This window comes from Pseudomonas sp. GW821-FHT03C07 (assembly GCF_059420925.1).
In genome coordinates this window covers 1-18,004 of the sequence record NZ_JBWKUQ010000035.1, presented here as the reverse complement: position 1 = coordinate 18,004, position 18,004 = coordinate 1, and the positions used below count along the sequence as shown (strand labels likewise).

Annotated in this window: 14 protein-coding genes; 3 read left to right on the top strand and 11 right to left on the bottom strand. The window is 62.8% G+C overall.

Annotated elements, in window-relative coordinates:
• Nucleotides 1–35 precede the first annotated feature (35 nt).
• The 11 genes from AC07VG_RS33110 to AC07VG_RS33060 form a co-directional block, all read right to left on the bottom strand.
• On the bottom strand, nt 36–731 hold the full coding sequence (locus AC07VG_RS33110) for an anaerobic ribonucleoside-triphosphate reductase activating protein (protein WP_495022537.1): 696 nt from the start codon (nt 729–731) through the stop codon (nt 36–38).
• The gene (gene nrdD, locus AC07VG_RS33105; RefSeq protein ID WP_263860530.1) at nt 728–895 is read right to left on the bottom strand and encodes an anaerobic ribonucleoside-triphosphate reductase; all 168 of its coding nucleotides are present in this window, start codon (nt 893–895) and stop codon (nt 728–730) included. Before nrdD ends, AC07VG_RS33110 begins: the two co-directional genes overlap by 4 nt.
• Nucleotides 896–927: 32 nt before the next feature.
• Complete coding sequence (locus AC07VG_RS33100; protein WP_495022536.1) at nt 928–2,940, bottom strand: ribonucleoside triphosphate reductase; 2,013 nt, start codon at nt 2,938–2,940, stop codon at nt 928–930.
• 150 nt (nt 2,941–3,090) lie between these two features.
• Nucleotides 3,091–4,083 carry a GTP 3',8-cyclase MoaA gene (gene moaA, locus AC07VG_RS33095; RefSeq protein WP_495022535.1) on the bottom strand — a complete coding sequence of 331 codons (993 nt, stop codon included), beginning with the start codon at nt 4,081–4,083 and terminating at the stop codon, nt 3,091–3,093.
• Between the two features lie 25 nt (nt 4,084–4,108).
• Nucleotides 4,109–5,074: a peptidylprolyl isomerase gene (locus AC07VG_RS33090; protein WP_495022534.1), complete on the bottom strand. Its 966-nt coding sequence runs from the start codon at nt 5,072–5,074 to the stop codon at nt 4,109–4,111.
• A 10-nt stretch (nt 5,075–5,084) separates the two neighbouring features.
• Nucleotides 5,085–5,765, bottom strand: a complete 681-nt coding sequence (gene narI / locus AC07VG_RS33085) for a respiratory nitrate reductase subunit gamma (RefSeq protein WP_495022533.1) — start codon at nt 5,763–5,765, stop codon at nt 5,085–5,087.
• Nucleotides 5,758–6,513, bottom strand: coding sequence for a nitrate reductase molybdenum cofactor assembly chaperone (gene narJ, locus AC07VG_RS33080; protein WP_495002839.1), 756 nt, complete (start codon nt 6,511–6,513; stop codon nt 5,758–5,760). The genes narI and narJ overlap by 8 nt, the downstream gene beginning before the upstream one ends.
• 2 nt (nt 6,514–6,515) lie before the next feature.
• Nucleotides 6,516–8,054, bottom strand: a complete 1,539-nt coding sequence (narH, locus tag AC07VG_RS33075) for a nitrate reductase subunit beta (RefSeq protein ID WP_248797736.1) — start codon at nt 8,052–8,054, stop codon at nt 6,516–6,518.
• A gap of 11 nt (nt 8,055–8,065) precedes the next feature.
• Nucleotides 8,066–11,833 carry a nitrate reductase subunit alpha gene (locus AC07VG_RS33070; protein WP_495022532.1) on the bottom strand — a complete coding sequence of 1,256 codons (3,768 nt, stop codon included), beginning with the start codon at nt 11,831–11,833 and terminating at the stop codon, nt 8,066–8,068.
• Nucleotides 11,834–11,900: 67 nt separating this feature from the next.
• Complete coding sequence (locus AC07VG_RS33065; protein ID WP_495002837.1) at nt 11,901–13,298, bottom strand: NarK family nitrate/nitrite MFS transporter; 1,398 nt, start codon at nt 13,296–13,298, stop codon at nt 11,901–11,903.
• On the bottom strand, nt 13,276–14,580 hold the full coding sequence (locus AC07VG_RS33060) for an MFS transporter (RefSeq protein WP_495002836.1): 1,305 nt from the start codon (nt 14,578–14,580) through the stop codon (nt 13,276–13,278). Before AC07VG_RS33060 ends, AC07VG_RS33065 begins: the two co-directional genes overlap by 23 nt.
• Before the next feature lie 315 nt (nt 14,581–14,895).
• Here AC07VG_RS33060 and AC07VG_RS33055 point away from each other — a divergent pair, with 315 nt between their 5' ends.
• From AC07VG_RS33055 to AC07VG_RS33045, 3 genes are all read left to right on the top strand, one after another.
• Nucleotides 14,896–16,698 (top strand): HAMP domain-containing protein, encoded by a 1,803-nt coding sequence (locus AC07VG_RS33055; protein WP_495002835.1) that lies wholly within the window; start codon nt 14,896–14,898, stop codon nt 16,696–16,698.
• A complete protein-coding gene (gene narL, locus AC07VG_RS33050) occupies nt 16,695–17,342 on the top strand; it encodes a two-component system response regulator NarL (RefSeq protein WP_495002834.1) in 648 nt (215 codons plus the stop codon). The genes AC07VG_RS33055 and narL overlap by 4 nt, the downstream gene beginning before the upstream one ends.
• 97 nt (nt 17,343–17,439) lie before the next feature.
• A complete protein-coding gene (locus tag AC07VG_RS33045) occupies nt 17,440–17,829 on the top strand; it encodes a putative zinc-binding protein (protein WP_495002833.1) in 390 nt (129 codons plus the stop codon).
• The last annotated feature ends 175 nt before the right edge of the window (nt 17,830–18,004 follow it).

The following is an 18,004-nucleotide window of genomic DNA, read 5'->3' as shown; positions in this document are numbered from 1 at the left end:
GCCCGCGGCGGCAGCGCTGGCCCTTGATCATCGTCCTAGTCGCGCAATACGAACTCGGGAAACAGCTCGTCCAGGGTCTGCCACAGTTCGGGCAACGCCGCCTGTGCCGAAAGGCCCGACAACTGCGGATCGAGCATGCGCGCGGTGCGCACCCGTTGCACGGCGAAACGCCTGACACCCAACGCTTGCAGGCGCCGCGCCAGGATCAGCAGACGGCTCGGTTCGAACAGTTGCCAATGTACCGTGGTCCGGCACTCATAGTCGACGCCACTGGCCAGTAGCAGCTCCAGGCTTCGCCAGTTGGCCACGCCACTGCCGGCCACCCGGGTGATTGCCTGGCAATCCTCGGCCAACGCCTTGACGTCGAAACCGACCCAGTCGGCGCCGGCCAGCGCCTTGGCAAAGGCCGCCGGCTTGATCCCGGCGCTGTGCAGGCCGACCTGGAAACCCAGCGCTCGCACCATCTCCATCGCGCCGCGCAGGGCGTCCTGCAAGGTCGGCTCGCCACCACTGAAAACCACCGCATCCAGCAAGCCCCGACGGCGTTGCAGAAAGGCCAGCACCGCCGCCCACTCCAGCTCTGCACTGCCACGCGGGGCAATCAGTTGCGGATTATGGCAATAACGACAGCGCCAGGCACAGCCCTGGCAAAACAGCACGCACGCCAGCTTGCCCGGATAGTCGAGGGTGGTCAGGGGCACCATGCCCCCGACCCGCAGGGGTCGACTCATTGGCGCCCGGCCGCGGCCGCGCGCTCGGTGAAATGCACACGTTCATGGTGCTCGGACTGTTTGCCCGGATTGAACGCCGAGACCGGGCGGTGATACCCCATCACCCGGGTCCAGACTTCGCAGCGTTGACGTTGGGCCAGGGGCAGTGTTTGCAATGCGGTCATGATGTAGCTCCTTGCGATTGAATAAAGCGAAATCAATGGATCTCGGCGAGCGACTGCTCACGCAGCAGCACCTCGTCGCACTTGGGACAGAACTCATGTTCGCCATCGAGATAGCCATGCACCGGGCAGATGGAGAACGTCGGGGTCACTGTCAGGTATGGCAGGCGAAAGCGCCCGAGCGCCCGGCGCACCAGTTGCTTGCAGGCCTCGGTCGAGGAAATCCGCTCGGCCATGTACAGGTGCAGCACCGTGCCGCCGGTGTATTTGCATTGCAGTTCATCCTGCAACTCCAGGGCCTCGAAGGGATCGTCGGTGTAGCCCACCGGCAGCTGCGAGGAGTTGGTGTAATATGGCGCCTGGCGCGTGCCGGCCTGGAGAATGCCCGGGTAGCGCTTGAGATCCTCCTTGGCGAAACGGTAGGTGGTGCCTTCCGCCGGTGTCGCTTCAAGGTTGTAGAGATGGCCGGTCTGCTCCTGGAAGCGCACCAGGGTCGCGCGGACATGGTCCAGCAGCATCAGGGCAAACGCGCGGCCGCGGGCGGTGTGCATGCCGTCCTGGTCGCCACTGAAGTTGCGCAGCATTTCATGCAGGCCGTTGAGGCCGATGGTGGAAAAGTGATTGCGCAAGGTTCCCAGGTAGCGCTTGGTGTAGGGATACAAACCGGCGTCCATATGGTGCTGGATCACCTTGCGCTTGACCTCCAGACTCTCCATCGCCAGTTCCATCAGACTGTCCAGGCGCTGCAACAGGCCGCTGGTATCGCCATCGAACAGATAGCCCAGGCGCGCGCAGTTGAGGGTGACCACCCCCAGCGAACCGGTCTGCTCCGCCGAGCCGAACAATCCGCCACCGCGCTTGAGCAGCTCGCGGACATCCAGCTGCAAGCGGCAACACATCGAACGCACCTGGTTGGGCTGCATGTCCGAATTGAGGAAGTTCTGGAAATACGGCAGCCCATAACGGGCGGTCATTTCAAACAGGCGCTCGGCGTTCTCGCTGTCCCAGGGAAAATCATGGGTGATGTTGTAGGTCGGGATGGGAAAGGTGAACACCCGGCCCTTGGCGTCGCCGGCCTGCATCACTTCGATGTAGGCACGGTTGAGCAAGTCCATTTCAACTTGCAGGTCGCCATAGGCAAAGGGCATTTCCTCGCCACCTATTATCGGGATCTGCTCGCGCAGGTCCTCCGGGCAGACCCAGTCGAAGGTCAGGTTGGTAAAGGGCGTCTGGGTTCCCCAGCGCGACGGTACATTGAGGTTGTAGATAAACTCCTGGAGCGCCTGACGCACCTGCGGGTAACTCAGGCGGTCCCTGCGCACATAAGGTGCCAGGTAGGTGTCGAACGAGCTGAAGGCCTGGGCGCCGGCCCATTCGTTCTGCAGGGTGCCGAGGAAATTCACCATCTGCCCCAGGGCGCTGCTCAGGTGTTTCGGCGGACCGGCCTCGACGCGCCCGGGCACGCCATTGAGGCCCTCGTGCAACAACGTGCGCAGCGACCAGCCAGCGCAGTAGCCGGCGAGCATGTCGAGGTCGTGTATATGCAGGTCGGCCTCGCGGTGGGCCTGGCCGATGGCTTCGCTGTAGACCTCGTCGAGCCAGTAGTTGGCGGTGACCTTGCCCGACACGTTGAGCACCAGGCCGCCCAGCGAATAGCCCTGGTTGGCGTTGGCTTGCACGCGCCAGTCTTCCCGGTCCAGGTATTCATTCATCGAGGTCGCCACTTCGACCAGGGTCCGGCGGTCGCGACGCAAGCGCCCGTGCTGTTCGCGATAGACGATATAAGCGCGCATGGCGAGGAAAAACCCGGCGTCCATCAATACCCGCTCGACCCGATCCTGGATCTGCTCGACATGCAGCCTCGGCAGCCCCTCCAAACGAGCCAGTACGGCTTGCAGCAAGCCTTCGACGTCAACCGCGCCGTACTCCCCGCTGGCCCTGCCGGCGGCGATCAACGCCTGGCGGATCTTGTCGGCATCGAAGGCAACCCGCGTGCCGTCGCGTTTGTGCAAGCGGTTACATCCCACTGAGATCAGCGTGCTGTGCATTCGGCCTCCAAACACTACATATAGATATATAAATAAGTAAAACCACAATATGCAGTGAATACTACGGACGAAGCGCGGCGTTGCAATTGATCGACATCAAGAATCGCAGGCAAAAAAAAGCCGCCCCCCGGCGGCCAGAAAAACCAGGCTTCAACCACCACTCATATTCATGAACCGGACGATCTGCACTTCTCCTTCAGGGTTGAAATCGTGGCGCAGCGGCTTGCGCCGCAGCGCCTGTTGCACCGCCTTGATCAGCGGTTGGTCGTCCAGCGGATAACGCCGCAGCAAGCCGCGCAGATCAAGCGCATCGTCCTGCCCCAGACACAGCAGCAAGCGCCCTTCGACAGTCATCCGCACCCGGTTGCAGCTGCCGCAGAAGTTGTGGCTATTGGGTGAAATAAAACCGATACGGGTTTCGGCATGCCGCTCCAGGCGCACGTAACGCGCCGGGCCGCCGCTGTTCTCGGTGCTGTCGAGCAAGCGATGACGACTGGCGATCAACGCCCGCACCTCGTCGCTGGAGCAGAACGACTCGCCCCGGGAACGACCCACATCACCCAAGGGCATTTCCTCGATAAAACTGATGTCGATGCGTTGCTCGATGGCGTACTGCAACAATGCCGGGACTTCATCGAAATTGCGCCCTTTCATCACCACGCAGTTGAGCTTGATCCGTTCAAACCCGGCACCGCGCGCGGCTTCAATGCCATCCAGCACCTGATCGAGATCGCCGTTGCGGGTGATCGCGCGAAACTTCTCGCCGTCCAGGCTATCGAGGCTGATGTTCATCCGCTTGACCCCGGCCTCGGCCAGCGGCCGCGCCAGACGACCCAGTTGCGAGCCGTTGCTGGTCATCACCAGTTCGCGCAAACCGGGCAAGGCGGCGATCGTGCGGCACAGGCCGAGAATGCCCGGGCGAATCAGCGGCTCGCCACCGGTCAGACGGATCTTGCGCACGCCGAGACCGACGAACAGCGCCGCCAGGCGCTGCAACTCCTCCAGGGTCAACACCTGCTGACGCGGCAGGAAGGTCATGTTCTTGGCCATGCAATACACACAGCGAAAATCACAACGGTCCGTCACCGACATCCGCAGATAGTCGATCTGGCGCCCAAATCCATCCTGCATCGCAGTGCTCATCGCGTTCTCCCGGTTGGCCAAGTCGTCACTGCACCAGCGGTGAGTCGGCACCCTGCAAGCGAATGCCGCGAATATCCGCCGCACCGATCAGGGTTTGCAGGTACTGCACCAGGGCTTTTTGCCAGACCCCCTGCTGCAACTGCGTGCGAATCGCCGTCGACACCGCCTCATAGGGCAACGGCTGGCCTTCGATCCGTTGATCGACACTGACCACATGCCAGCCGTAGCGACTTTCCAGGGGTTGACTGGCCAGTCCCGGGGCCAGGGTAAACAGCTGGCGCTCGAACTCCGGCACGGTCTGGCCCTTGCTGATCTGCCCCAGGGAACCGCCCTGGGCCTTCGACGGACAGGCCGAATAGCTCACGGCCAGCTCGGCGAAACTGCCGGGCAGATCCTCCAGGCGCTGCAGCAGGGCTTCGGCTTGATCGCGGGCCAGCACGCGGGCCTCGGCATCGTCCGGGGCACATTCGAGCAGGATATGCCGCACCGCCAGCAACGGGGCGCTGTGGAAGCGACCACGGTTGTTGTCGTAGTAACGCAGGCAGGTGACCTCGTCACACTGCGGGACCTGCACCTCGCGTTCGAGCAACAAGCGCGTGGCGGCCTCCTCTTCGTTCTCGCCGGCGCCGACCTGCAGCGCCAGGCCCAGTTCGGCGATGCGCTGCTGCAGCAACTCGCGGATCACCAGCGCCCGGGCGGCCTGGTACAGCGCCTCCTCGCGGCTTTCGGCCGGGTGATATTGCAGCTCCTGGGCCAACACCTGCGGGGTGATCGACACCGCATTGACGCTGATGATCGGCCACTCCTGCTCACTGCTGGCGATCAACTGCGCCGGAGCGTCATCGGCACCCGTCGGTTCCGGCGCAAGCGCTTCGAACTGCACCGCCCCGGGGGCGACAACATCGACCGGCTCGGGCGCCGAGGCCTGGGTTGAAGATCCGCAGCCACCGCTGCCGCCTTTACCGCCGCCACATCCACATCCACCTGACATGATTCTCTCCTCAGATTTTCTGCCGAACGATTTGATAACGGCGTCCCAGGTACCAGATCGGCGCACTGACGATGTGCACCAGCCGGGTGAAGGGGAACAGCACGAACAGGGTCAAACCGAGAAACACGTGCAGTTTGTAGATCAAGCCGACCGGGGCGATGGACGCCGCCGCTTCCGTCGGGTGCAACAGCACGGTGTTCTGCGCCCAATCGGCGAGCAGCACCATCACCGAGCCGTCCATATGCTCGGTGGACGCGACAATGGTCAGCAGTCCGAGCAGCAGTTGCGCCAGCAGTACCAGCAACACCAGGATGTCCGAGGTGCTGGAAGTGGCGCGAACTCGTGGGTCGCTCAGGCGCCGATTGACCAGCATCAGCAGGCCGACCAGGCACAACAGGCCGAACAGCCCGCCGGAGACCATCGCCAGCAGTTGCTTGTTCTCGGTACTGATCAGATGGTGATAGACCGCCGAGGGCGTCAGCAGGCCGACAAAATGCCCGGCCAGAATGAACAACACCCCGATATGGAAGAAGTTGCTCGCCACGCGCATGCCGCGCTGGTTGAGCATCTGGCTGGAGCCGGCCTTCCAGGTGTACTGCGACAGATCGAAGCGTGCCCAGCTGCCGATCAGGCAGATCGCCACGGCCACATAGGGATAGACCCCGAACAACAACAGGTTCCAGTTAGACATTACCGACCTCCCCGGCCGGCGCGGCGGCCAGCCCTTCATGCTGAAAATCCACCCAGTGCAATGGCACCGCGCTTTCTTCCCGGGCCTTGCCCGGGGCACTTGGCAGCGAACCGCAACGGTCCTGTTGCTCGGCCTGGAGAAAGTCCACCGCCTCCTCCTCCCAGACCTTGTCCAGCGCCTCCAACGAGTCGTCCCGGGGTTCGGCGGCGACTTGCGCGCGCAGCTCGGCCACCGCCTGCAAGGGCTCGGCACCGGCAATCTGCAGCAAGGCCCGGAAGCAACTGGCATAGGCGCTCTCACGCTCATCCAGACGCGCCGCGAGCAAGGCCAGCAAGTGCGCGACATCGGCCAGGCCCTCGCGGGCCTCCAGGTCTTCGCGCGTGGAGAGGAACTCCAGATACAACGGGATATAGTCGGGCAGTTCCTTGACGCCGATGGCAAAACCGGCGGTTTCGTATTGCGCCATCATGTCGACCATCGCCTGGCCACGGTCGCGGGACTCACCGTGGACATGCTCGAACAGCAGCAGCGACAGCGAGCGCCCGCGGCCGAACAGCGCACCGTAGTGCTCCTGCCCGTCCATCAGGTCATTGGCGCAGATCAGTTCGAGCAATTCGAACAACGCACCGCGCTGCGTCGGGCTGATTTCCCGGGCCTGGATAATCGCCTGTTCCAGTTCGTCGCGGCCGGCCACCAGGGTCTCGGTGGGGTAATCGAGCAGCAGCGAAATCACCTTGAGAATGCGCATGCTCATTCCTCCCACAACTGCACGGTTTTCAGGATGTCGCGGCGGTTGGCCTTCTTCGCGCCGAACATATTGGTGTCGGAGCTGCCGCTACAGCCGCTGCCGAAACTGAAACCGCAGCCGGAACGTTCGGCAAAGGCGTCGCTCATGGCGTCTTCACGGTGCGCGCTGGGCACGACAAAGCGGTCCTCGTAGTTGGCGATCGCCAGATAGCGATACATCTCCTCGACCTGGGCCACGCTCAAACCGACATCCGCCAGCACTTGCAGGTCCTGGACCCCGTCGACCTGCTCGGAACGCTTGTAGGCACGCATCGCCAGCAAGCGTTTCAGGGCGCGCTTGACCGGTTTCTCATCGCCCGCCGTCAGCAAGTTGGCCAGGTAGCGCAGCGGAATGCGCAGGCTGTCGACATCCGGGATGACTCCGTTCATGCCCACGGTGCCAGCGGTCGCGGCGTTCTGGATCGGCGACAGCGGCGGCACGTACCAGACCATCGGCAAGGTGCGGTATTCCGGGTGCAACGGCAGCGCGAGCTTCCAGTCCACAGCCATCTTGTAGACCGGCGAACGTTGCGCCGAGTCGATCACCGACTGCGGCACGCCATCGGCCAGGGCCTGGCGAATCACCGCCGGATCGTTCGGATCGAGGAAGATCTCCAGCTGCTTCTCGTACAGGTCCTGCTCATTGGCGGTGCTCGCCACCTCGGCGATACGGTCGGCGTCATACAGCAGCACACCGAGATAACGAATGCGCCCGACACAGGTTTCGGCACAGACCGTCGGCATCCCAGCCTCGATACGCGGGTAGCAGAAGATGCACTTTTCGGACTTGCCGCTTTTCCAGTTGAAATAGATCTTCTTGTACGGGCAGCCGCTGATGCACATGCGCCAGCCACGGCATTTCTCCTGGTCGATCAGGACAATCCCGTCTTCCTCGCGCTTGTAGATCGCCCCGCTCGGGCAGGACGCCGCACAAGTCGGGTTGAGACAGTGCTCGCACAGGCGCGGCAAATACATCATGAAGGTGTTTTCGTACTCACCGTAGATGTCCGCCTGGATCTGGTCGAAGTTCTTGTCCTTGCGCCGCTTGGCAAACTCGGTACCGAGGATCTCCTCCCAGTTCGGGCCCCATTCGATTTTCTCCATGCGCTTGCCCGACACCAGCGAGCGCGGCCGCGCGGTGGGCTGGTGCTCGCCCAGCGGCGCGGTGTGCAGATGCTGGTAATCGAAATCGAAGGGTTCGTAGTAGTCGTCGAGGCTGGGCAGGTCCGGGTTGGCGAATATATTGGCCAACACGCGGAATTTGCCGCCGATCCGAGGGTTGATCGAGCCGTCGGCATTGCGAATCCAGCCGCCCTTCCACTTGTCCTGGTTTTCCCATTCCTTGGGGTAGCCGATCCCGGGTTTCGATTCGACGTTGTTGAACCAGGCGTACTCCATGCCTTCGCGGCTGGTCCAGACGTTCTTGCAGGTGATCGAGCAGGTGTGGCAACCAATGCATTTGTCCAGGTTCAGGACCATGCCGATTTGTGAGCGAATCTTCATCTCAGTTCTCCTCAATCCAGCTCGGTCGGCAGGGGACGCGGCAGGTCATCGCCGGACGAACCGTCGAGCCAGTCGACTTTGGCCATCTTGCGCACCACGACGAATTCGTCGCGGTTGCAACCGACCGTGCCGTAATAGTTGAAACCGTAGGCCTGCTGGGCATAGCCGCCGATCATATGGGTCGGCTTGAGCACCACCCGGGTGACCGAGTTGTGATGGCCGCCACGGGTCTTGGTGGTTTCCGAACCCGGCACGTTCACGATCCGTTCCTGGGCGTGGTACATCATCACCATGCCTTCCTTGACCCGCTGGCTGACCACCGCCCGGGCGGTCAGCGCACCGTTGACGTTGAAGCATTCGATCCAGTCGTTGTCCTCGATGCCAGCGCGTTTCGCGTCGATCTCCGAGAGCCAGACAATCGGCCCGCCACGGCTGAGGGTCAGCATCAGCAGGTTGTCGCTGTAGGTACTGTGGATGCCCCATTTCTGGTGCGGGGTGATCCAGTTCAGGACGATTTCGGTTTCGCCGTTGCTGCGCTTGCCTTTCACCCCTTCGATGGTCCGGGTGTTGACCGGCGGCCGGTAGCTCATCAGTTGCTCGCCGAAGGCCTGCATCCACGGGTGATCCTGGTAGAACTGCTGGCGGCCGGTGATGGTCCGCCACGGGATCCCTTCATGGACGTTGGTGTAGCCGGCGTTGTAGCTGACATGATCGTCCTCGAGCCCGGACCAGGTCGGGCTGGAAATGATCTTGCGCGGCTGCGCCTGGATATCGCGGAAACGAATCGCCTCGTGGGCCTTGGACAGGGCCAGATGGCTGTGGTCGATGCCGGTGAACTCGGACAGCGCGGCCCAGGCCTTCACCGCCACATGGCCGTTGGTTTCCGGGGCCAGGGAGAGGATCACTTCGGCGGCGTCGATGGCCGTGTCGATTTTCGGCCGGCCTTGGCTGATGCCCGCCGCGCCTTCGCGGTAGTTCAGCTCGCCGAGGAATTTCACTTCCTCCTCGGTGTTCCAGTTGATGCCCTTGCCGCCGTTGCCGTGCTTCTCCAGCAGCGGCCCGAGGGAGCTGAACTGCTTGTAGATATTCGGGTAGTCGCGCTCGACCACTTGCAGGTTCGGCGCGTTCTTGCCCGGCTGCGGGGCCACCCCGGCGGTTTTCCAGTCGGTGCCGCCGAACGGCTGGGCCAGTTCGCCGACGCTGTCATGCAGCAACGGCACGGTGACCAGATCCTGCTCGACGCCCAGGTGCCCGACCGCCATGGCCGAGAACGACTTGGCAATGCCCTTGTAGATCTCCCAGTCCGAACGCGACTCCCAGGCCGGATCGATGGCCGCCGACAGCGGGTGGATGAACGGGTGCATGTCCGAGGTGTTCATATCGTCCTTCTCGTACCAGGTCGCGGTCGGCAACACGATGTCCGAGTAGACGCAGGTCGAGGACATGCGAAAGTCCAGGGTCGTCACCAGGTCGAGCTTGCCGATAGCGCCTTCGTCGACCCATTCGGCCTCTTCCGGCTTGCAGTCGCCGACCTGGCCGATGTCTTCGTTCATCACCCCGTTCTTGGTCCCGAGCAGGTACTTGAGCATGTACTCGTGGCCCTTGCCCGAGGAGCCCAGCAGGTTGGAACGCCAGATGAACATGTTGCGCGGGAAGTTCACCGGGCTGTCCGGCTGCTCGCAGGCAAAGCGCAGGGAACCGTCCTGCAGCGCCTTGACCACGTAGTCCTTGGGCGCCAGGCCGGCGGCCGCGGCATCGCGGCAGATATGCAGCGGGTTGGTGTTCAGCTGCGGGGCGCTGGGCAACCAGCCGGCGCGCTCGGCGCGGATGTTGTAGTCCAGGGCATGCTCGGGGAACTGGCTCTTGTCGGCCAGCGGCGAGAGCACGTCGTGCATGCTCATTTTCTCGTGGCGCCACTGCGAACTGTGGGCGTAGAAGAAGCTGGTGCCGTTCATCTGCCGTGGCGGACGGCTCCAGTCCAGGCCGAAGGCCAGCGGCAGCCAGCCGCATTGCGGGCGTAGCTTTTCCTGACCGACATAGTGCGCCCAGCCACCACCGGTCTGGCCGACGCAACCGCAGAGCATGAGCATATTGATCAGCCCGCGGTAGTTCATGTCCATGTGGTACCAGTGGTTCATCGCCGCGCCGACGATGATCATCGAGCGGCCACGGGTCTTGTCGGCGTTGTCGGCGAACTCTCGGGCGATCTGGATCGCCTTCTCGCGGCTGACGCCAGTGATCTGTTCCTGCCAGGCCGGGGTGCCGGGCACCGAAGCGTCATCGTAATCCCTGGCGACGTTCGCTCCACCCAAACCGCGATCGATCGCCAGGTTGGCCGCCGACAGGTCGAACACCGTGGCGACCTTGACCTGGCTGCCATCCGCCAAGGTCAGGCTGTGCACCGGCACGCGGCGATATTGCACAGCCGCGCCGGCCACATGCTGGAAGTGTTCCTGGGACTCGCCGGCAAAATACGGGAACGCCACTTCGGCGACGCCAGCGCCGATCAGGCTCAGCTTCAGATCGATCTCGCGCCCTTCCCCGCCTTCACGGGCAAGGATGTTCCATTTGCCCTTCTCGCCCCAGCGATAGCCGATGGAGCCCTGGGGGGAAACCAGTTCGCCGCTGGCATCCAGCGCGATGGTTTTCCATTCCGGGTTGTTCTCCTGGCCGAGGTTGTCGGTCAGGTCCGAGGCGCGCAGGAAGCGGTCCGGTTGATAACCGGCACCCGGGGCAACCCCGAGCATCGGCTTGAGCAGCACCAGCACCGGCAGGTCGGTGAAACGCTTGGCGTACTCGGTGAAATAGGCGCTCGGCTTGTCCAGGTGGAACTCTTTGAAGATCACATGGTTGAACGCCTGGGCCAGCGCCGCATCGGTGCCCTGCTTGGGGTTGAGCCAGAGATCGGTGAGCTTGGCCACTTCCGAATAGTCGGGAGTGATGGCCACGGTCTTGGTGCCCTTGTAGCGAACCTCGGTGAAGAAGTGCGCGTCGGGGGTACGGGTCTGCGGGACGTTGGAACCCCAGGCGATGATGTAGTTGGAGTTGTACCAGTCGGCCGACTCCGGCACGTCGGTCTGCTCGCCCCAGACCATCGGCGAGGCCGGTGGCAGGTCGCAGTACCAGTCATAGAAACTCAGGCAGACCCCGCCGATCAGCGACAGGTAGCGGGCCCCGGCGGCATAGCTGACCATCGACATGGCCGGAATCGGCGAGAAGCCCACCACCCGGTCGGGACCGTACTGCTTGATGGTATAGACATTGGCCGCGGCAATGATCTCGTTGACTTCTTCCCAGTTGGAACGAATGAAGCCGCCCATGCCACGCTTGCTTTTATAGGAGTCGGCCTTGACCTTGTCCTCGACAATGCTGGCCCAGGCTTCGACCGGCGCCAGGGTCTGCCGTGCATCGCGCCAGAGCTTGAGCAGCGGCTTGCGGATTTTCGGGTACTTGAGGCGGTTGGCGCTGTAGATGTACCAGCTGTAGCTGGCCCCCCGCGGACAACCGCGCGGCTCATGGTTGGGCAGGTCGTTGCGGGTGCGCGGGTAGTCGGTCTGCTGGGTTTCCCAGGTGATCAGGCCGTTCTTCACATAGATCTTCCACGAGCACGAACCGGTGCAGTTGACCCCGTGGGTCGAGCGCACGATCTTGTCGTACTGCCAGCGCGAACGGTAGACGTTCTCCCAGTCGCGGGACTCCTTGCGGGTCTCCCCGTGACCGTCGGCGAACTCGCTTTGCTTGCGGTTGAAGAACCGCAGTTGATCCAGTAAATGACTCACGGTGTACACCTCTCAGGTTTCGCGGGGTTCTGTGCCCCGCCCACGCAATGGTTGGATTCGGCTCGACTCAGCAGGGTGTCGCGGCGCCTTTGCGCGCGTACCACCACCAGGTCACCACGATGCAGCTCAGGTAAAAGCCGACGAACATGTAGAAGGCCATCTCCGGGCCGCCGGTCTGGGCCATCGAAGTGCCGAAGGATTTCGGAATGAAGAACGCCCCGAAGGCGCCGATCGCCGAACTGAAACCCAGCACCGCGGCCGACTCCTTGCCGGCATTTTTCAGCGCCTGCTCGCGAGCCTCGGGCGCCTGTCCGGCGGAGAATTTTTCATGCAGGGTGCGGAAGATCACCGGGATCATCCGGAAGGTCGAACCGTTGCCGATCCCGGTGGTGATGAACAGCAGCATGAACAGGCCGAGGAAACCGTAGAAGTTACCGCCCACGCCGTTGTGGGGAAGAAAGTGCAGCACACCGAAGACCATCACGATCATCGCCACGAAGTTCCACAAGGTCACCTTCGCGCCGCCGAGCTTGTCCGCCAGCCAGCCACCCAACGGCCGGACCAGGGCACCGACCAAGGGGCCGAGGAAGGCGAACTTCAAGGCGATGACATCCGGGAAGGAGGTCTTGATCAACAGCGGGAACGCCGCGGAAAAGCCGATGAACGAACCGAAGGTGGCCAGGTACAACCAGCACATCAGCCAGTTGTGCTTGCGTTTGAAAATCACCGCCTGCTCGCTGAACGAAGCTTTGGCGCTGGACAAGTCATTCATGCCGAACCAGGCCGCCAGCGTCACCGCGAGAATGAACGGCACCCAGATGAACCCGGCGTTCTGCAGCCACAACTGGCCGCCGTCCGGCAGGGCTTGCGGCGAGCCGCCCATGACGCCGAACGCGCCGAAGGTAATCACCAGCGGCACACAGAACTGCATCACCGATACGCCCAGGTTACCCAGGCCGGCATTCAGCCCCAGGGCCGTGCCCTGCTGCGACTTGGGGTAGAAGAAGCTGATGTTGGACATGCTTGAGGCGAAGTTGCCGCCACCAAAACCGCAGAGCAAGGCAATCAACACGAACACGTTGTAGGAGGTGCCCGGGTCCTGTACGGCGAAGCCCATCCAGATCGACGGTAGCAGCAGCGACGCGGTGCTCAGGGCGGTCCAACGACGGCCGCCGAAGATCGGCACCATAAAGGAGTAGAAGACTCGCAAGGTGGCCCCGGACAAGCCCGGCAATGCCGCCAGCCAGAACAGTTGATCGGTGGTAAAACTGAAGCCGATGGCGTTCAAGCGCACGATCACCGTGCTCCAGACCATCCACACGGCAAAGGCCAGCAACAGCGCGGGGATGGAAATCCACAGGTTGCGCGTCGCCGTCTGTTTGCCGCTACGCCCCCAGAACGCGGGATCTTCCGGGCGCCAGTCATGAATGACCGGGCCACTGTCAGGCTTTTGTAGAACAGACATATTCGTCTCCTTGGACAAGGCTGGAAAACGGGGCAGTGGCGAGCGCTGGCTGTTTGCCCAGCAGCGGGCGCCGACGAACTTCGCTGAAGTACATCCAGGTCAGGGAGACCCAGACCACGCCGTACATCAGCATGAAGCAGGAGGAACGCACGCCGGTCAGGTCCACCAGCGCACCGAACAGGATCGGCAGGACGAAGCCGCCCAAGCCACCGGCCAGGCCGACGATGCCGGACACCGCACCCATGTTTTTCGGGTAGTCGTTGGCGATGTATTTGAAAACCGAGGCCTTGCCGAAGGCGAAGGCGATACCCATGACAAACAGCAGGCCGGTGAACAGCGTCGGGCTCAGACCGATGTGCAGGTCCAGCGGGCCATTGATGGTTTGCACTTGCAGCTGGGTCTGCGGATAGGACAGCAGGAACAGGCAGATCCAACTGACCCAGAGCACCCACCAGGTCACGCTCTGGGCGCCCCAGCGATCCGACAGCCAGCCACCGACGGCACGCAGCACGCCGCCCGGCAGGGAAAAACAGGCGGCCAGCAGCGCCGCGCTTTGCAGGCTGAAACCGTATTCCTGCACGTAGTATTTGGTCATCCACAAGGCCAGCGCGACATAGCCGCCGAAGACGATCGAGTAGTACTGGCAGTAGCGCCAGACCGCCGGATCCTTCAGTGAAGCAAGCTGTTCGCGCAGCGCGGTGCCCGAAGCACTGCGGTGGTCCTTGTTCTCGGCGCTGAGAAACCAGAACAGCAGCGCGGTGATAAAGAGGATCGCGCTGAAGACTTTCGGCACCAGGTGCCAGCTGCCCGCGGCGATCAGCGCCGGGGCAAGAAACTTGGTCAGCGCGGAGCCGGCATTGCCGGCGCCGAAGATGCCCATGGCGAAACCCTGGTTGTCCTGGTCGAACCACTTGGCCACATAGGCGATACCGACGGAAAACGAACCACCGGCCAGGCCGACGAACAGCCCCAGGACCAGGAACTGCCAATAGGTCGTGGCGTAGGTGATCAGGTACAGCGGCAGCACGCAGGACAGCATCAGCAGGAACAACACGCTGCGCCCGCCAAACCGGTCGGTCAGCAGCCCCAGCGGCAAGCGGACCAGCGAGCCGGTCAGGACCGGGGTGGCGACCAGCAGGCCGAACTGGGTTTCGTTGAGCTGGAGCAGTTCCTTGATCGGCACGCCGAGCACGGCAAACATCATCCAGACCATGAAACACACGGTGAAGGCCAGCGTGCTCATGCCCAGCACCAGGCCTTGTCGTACACGCGGTTGGGTCATGTCGCTCTCCAGATCAGTTAGCCATGGCCGCAGACTAGAGAGGCATACCCCGTAAAAACTTGATCCTTATCAACGAAGCCCAAGGGGTTCCAGGCCTATGCTGGCGACACCTACCTCCAAAGAGGTAGACCGAAAAACCCTCTGAACCCTTTGTTTATCAGGCTCTTGCCTCCGCTGCGCGAAGCGTTTGCGGGTATCGGACGATCGACAACTCTTTAGAGGTAGAGCGCCAGGGACCGGCAGCAACATCATTGCCCGTCGCCCCCTGGAGTTCGATATGCCCGGTTTTCCCATCGTTGCCCCAGGGCGACAGTCATGATCCGCTGGTTGCGCAGCTCCCTGCCCGCCCGCGCCGGGCTCGCGGTGATCCTGATCGCCATACTCGCCCTGGCCAGCTCATTGAGCGCCGGGCTGATCGCCTGGTTCAGCCAGGGCGATGCGGCCGCCATCAACACCGCCGGTTCGGTGCGCATGGAGACCTATCACCTGAGCTGGAAACTGGCCGCGGGGAGCCCCCGCGCAGAAATCAGCGACATCACCGACAGCCTGCAACAGCGCCTCACCGGCCAGTCACTCAAGGCGGTGCTGGAAGATGGCGCGAGTCTCGACCTGCAAGCCAGCTACCAGCAGATCCAGCAAAACTGGAAGGAGAATCTGCGCCCGGCGCTGGAGCGTGGCGATGTCGACTCGTTTCAGGCCGGCGCTCCGCCCTTCGTCGAACAACTGAACCAGTTCGTCAGCCTGCTGCAGCGCCAAAGCGAGTACAAGCAAACCTGGCAACAGATGATCCAGGGCGCGGCCCTGTTCACCACCATGATCGTCCTGTTGCTCGGGCTCTACGAACTGCAGTACGGGGTGATCACCCCGCTCAAGGAACTGGTGGAGGCGACCCAGCGTTTTCGCCGTGGCGACTTCCAGGTGCGGGTCAACCATCAATCCCAGGACGAGCTGGGGCAGTTGGCTACGAGCTTCAACGCCATGGCCGAGACCATCGAGCAGTCCCACCGCACCCTGGAGACTCAGGTCCGGCAAAAGACCCTGAACCTGCAACAGGCCAATGCCGCCCTGGAACTGCTCTATCAGAGCAGTCGCAGCCTGGCCACGCGGCTGGCCAATGCCGAAGGGCTGGATGAACTGATCCGCCGCTTCCAACAGCGTCTGCCCGGCTTGCGCCTGTCACTGTGCCTGCAAGGGCGGATGCAGGCCCCGGCCCAGCAACTGCTGGTGCTGCATGGTGCCAACAGTCGCGATGTCTGCGCCGGCAGCCATTGCGCCAGCTGCCAGAAACACCACCAGAGCAACCCGCAAAGCTTCAGCATCAGTAACCAGGGCAGTGAGTTGGGCGAGCTCAAGGCGCACTTTGTCGACGAGCACCCACCGCAAGCCTGGGAAACCGAGCTGATCCAGGCCCTGGCCAACCTGATCGGCACCTCGCTCTCGCTCAAGCGCCAACGGGAACAGGACCACCGCCTGCTGCTGCTCGAAGAACGCACCATCATCGCCCGCGAGCTGCATGACTCCCTGGCCCAGGCGCTGTCCTACATGAAGCTGCAAGTCAGCCGCATGCAGACCCTGATGCGCCGTGGCGAACCGGTGGCGACCCTGGAAAGCGTCACCGCCGAACTGCGCGAGGGCCTGAACAATGCCTACCGTCAGCTGCGCGAACTGCTGACCACCTTTCGCTTGCAGATTCACGACGCCGGGCTGGTCCAGGAACTCCAGGACACCGCCGAGGAGTTCTCCAGCCGGGGCGATTTCCAGGTCCACCTGCACGTCGACAGCCTGGCCTTCGAACTGTCCGCCAGCGAGCAGATCCACATTCTGCAGATCACCCGCGAGGCACTTTCCAACTGCCTGCGCCACGCCCATGCGCAGAATGCCTGGCTGCAACTGCGCCAGGACGGCGAAAGCGTGCGCCTGTCGATCGAGGACGATGGCCGTGGCTTCAGCGGCAGCGTCGACCAACGCGAACATCACGGCCTGAACATCATGAAGGAACGCGCCCGCAGCCTGCATGGACAGCTCCAGATATTTTCCCGGGTGCCCCAGGGCACACTTGTCCAGATGGAGTTCCGACCGGAGTTTCTCGGACAGCCAACAGAAGGTAGCCTTACATGAAACTGTCCCCGCAATACCGGATCCTGCTGGTCGACGACCATCCGATGATGCGTCACGGCATTCGCCAGATCCTCGAACTGGAAGATGACTTGTGCGTGGTTGGCGAAGCCAATCATGGCGAGGAAGCTCTGACACTGATCGAGCCGCTGCAACCCGACCTGGTGCTACTGGACAACAACATGCCGCGGATGAACGGTATTGAAACCCTGCGCAGCCTGCGCGCCATGAACTACCGGGGAAAAATCCTGCTGTTCACCGTGTCCGACGCCGAAGACGATATTCGTGACGCACTGCGCCTGGACGCTGACGGTTATCTGCTCAAGGACATGGAGCCGGAGTTGCTGATCCAGTACATCCGCGACGCCTTGAACGGTGCCCTGGTGGTCAGTCCCGGCCTGACCCGGGTCATGGCCCAGGCACTGCGCTCGCCACCGCGCCAGGTCGAAGTCGAGCTGACCGAGCGCGAGCGTCAGGTGCTCAAAACCATTGCCGGTGGCTTGAGCAACAAGGTCATCGGCCACAAGCTGGGCATTACCGAAGGCACGGTCAAGGTTCACGTCAAGAACCTGCTGCACAAACTCGGCCTGCGCTCGCGGGTCGAGGCGGCAGTGTGGGCCATGGAGCATCTGCGCAGCACCGGCTGAGCCCTTCTGGGGAGTCGACGCTGGCGAAGTTGATTGCAATCAAGGCACGACGCCCACAGCCTTGCACACTGGCGGGGTCCATCAGCGGAGAGCGTTCATGCCCCTTTCACCCTTGCCTCTGGTTTACTCCTGTTCAGGCTGCTCCAACGTCGCCCAACTGGCCAACACCCTGGCCCTGCGCCTGGATCGCGCGGGCCTCGCGGAAATGTCCTGCATCGTCGGAGTGGGTGGACATGTCGCCGCGCTGGTCAACAAGGCCCGTTCGGGACGGCGGATCCTGGCGCTGGACGGCTGTCCGCTGCAATGCGTGGAAAGCTGTCTGCAACAGCATGGCCTGCGGGCCGATATGCACCTGATCCTCAGCCAGCACGGCGTGCGCAAACGCTATGGCGAAGATTGCAGCCCGGCGCAGGCCGAGGAGCTGTTTGCCGAGATCGGGCAATTGCTTGAGCATGACCGGCGGCCAGCCCCACTGCCGTTCGGCTAAGAAAATGGGATCTTGAAAACACCACGCAGCCTTGTAGGAGCTGGCTTGCCAGCGATGAGGCCCTCGCGCCTTGCGCCGCCCATACGGACGCCATCGCGGGCAAGCCAGCTCCTTGTATCTCGACTAACGCTCCGTCAGGAGCGATAGTTCTCGACTGATCATCGAGGGAAGACCG